The 1,770-nt window shown below is 33.1% G+C and carries 2 protein-coding genes; one reads left to right on the forward strand and one right to left on the reverse strand.

All coding sequences use genetic code 11. The features are described from left to right. The coding region (locus tag ABD296_RS49265) for a RepB family plasmid replication initiator protein (protein WP_344285410.1) at positions 1–305 on the reverse strand (305 nt) is incomplete at its 3' end. Positions 306–1,514: 1,209 nt separating this feature from the next. On the opposite strand from ABD296_RS49265, the gene ABD296_RS49270 reads away from it, so the two are divergent. Then, on the forward strand, positions 1,515–1,770 hold a 256-nt coding region (locus ABD296_RS49270; protein ID WP_202746050.1), incomplete at its 3' end, for a hypothetical protein.

The following is a 1,770-nucleotide window of genomic DNA, read 5'->3' on the forward strand; positions in this document are numbered from 1 at the left end:
ATTTGAGATACCCAACGACTCATAACATTTCGGATATTCCCATTAGCTTTTTTCTCTTGATAGCTAAATTGACGCGCGAATAAATCCTTACAAGCATCTTTTAAGGCTTGATAAGCTGTATTACGGTGTACACCAAATTGATTGATATAACTATCTGCATGAACTTCTAATGGATCATTTGCATTAATCCCTTTCCCACTTTCCCTTGCTTCAACAATAGCCAATAAAATTAAACGTTGTTCTACTAAGTCTAAGTTATAGCTTGCGTTGATTAAGGCATTGTCCTTTACAACTAAATCTCTCATAGCCACTATTTTTTATTGTGTATAAGTACACGTTAATATTATTTGTGTACTATTGCAAGGTAAACGTGGACATATTGCAAGGTAAACGTGGACATATTGCAAGGTAAACGTGGACATATTGCAAGGTAAACGTGGACATATAAGAGCTAAAACCCTTTATTCATAAGGCTTTCAAGCCATTTAAAAGTATTTAAAAACTTTAAAATAATTAAAAGCCCAGGGAATGAAAAATTGCCCTTGGTTTTCGCTTCGCTCAAACTCTATTGAACTTCGCTTTCGCTCAGTTCGTTGGGGCAATTTTTTGGTTAATACTGGCGTGACTTTAAAAAAAAGCAAAAGAAACTTGGAATTCGCTTCGCTCATAAAACTTTTTTACTCGCTACGCTCGATCCAGGAGCAAATTTCTGCACGAAACTTACGCTTTCTTAGGCTAAAGAGGACAAAAAAATGTTTTTCAGAGGGTCTAGGCGCAAATTTTGATAGTTCGCTCGTAGACACTCGCTCTATGCATCTATCTAAAGTCAAAATACCTCTTTATTTCGCTCTCATTTGCGTTTTTTGAGCTGTTTTGTGTTTTTCACTATGAGATCTATGTTTTCTAGGTAAAGGCTCTTAAATCGCATTTGAACGCGTTCTATGAAGCTTTTCATAATTAAAGTTTTGGGTTGAAATTTTTAACCTGGATGAATGGACAAAAAATTGATTTTTTACGTTTTTCTAAACAAGGAAATAAATACTTTTTTCCATGCAAAACCAAGCACCGGCCCTACGTCACTTTAGCCAATTTTCCAATCCAAGATCCGGCACATGCCGGGATTTTTTTGTCACACACCACGCATCTAACGATGACACCCCTCAAAGCCTTACAGGATAAGGATTTCAGCGATTTTTTAGGGTCTCAGAAACGTGTACAGAAAAATGGTCTTTTTTTAGAATAAGTGATTGAATTATCTATTTTTTATGCTGTGCTCATGGTTGTACATCAAAACAACACTTTTTTTAGATAAGATATTGATAAATTTAAGAAAAAATATGTACTCATGATTGTACATAAAAAAAGCATTATATTTAAATAAGTTTTTGTTTTAGAATAAATTAATTCTGTACAAATAAGTTTGTACGTAATCTAATTATTATTTTTTATTTAATTAGTTGAATTATATATATTTAATTTTGTACAAAATCTAATTTTAATAAGAGGTGTAATTTATGGGCGAAAAAGTCAAAACTTATGCAGTCAGGTTAGATCCACAAGTAGCAGAATTCTACGATCAATTGGCTAATTCAGAAGGAATCAGAACCAGTAAATTATTCAGTAAAATTTTGACCAATGATTTTCAATCTATTGCTGTTAAACAGCAAGCCGATCGTATTGAGGATCTGGTGAATCGATTAGAAAAGCGAATAGATGATTTTGAGGAAGATAACAATTTTTCTGAAAAATACTATGAAGACTTTTCTGGAC

This window comes from Actinomadura napierensis (assembly GCF_039529375.1).
Taxonomy (GTDB): Bacteria; Actinomycetota; Actinomycetes; order Streptosporangiales; family Streptosporangiaceae; genus Spirillospora; species Spirillospora napierensis.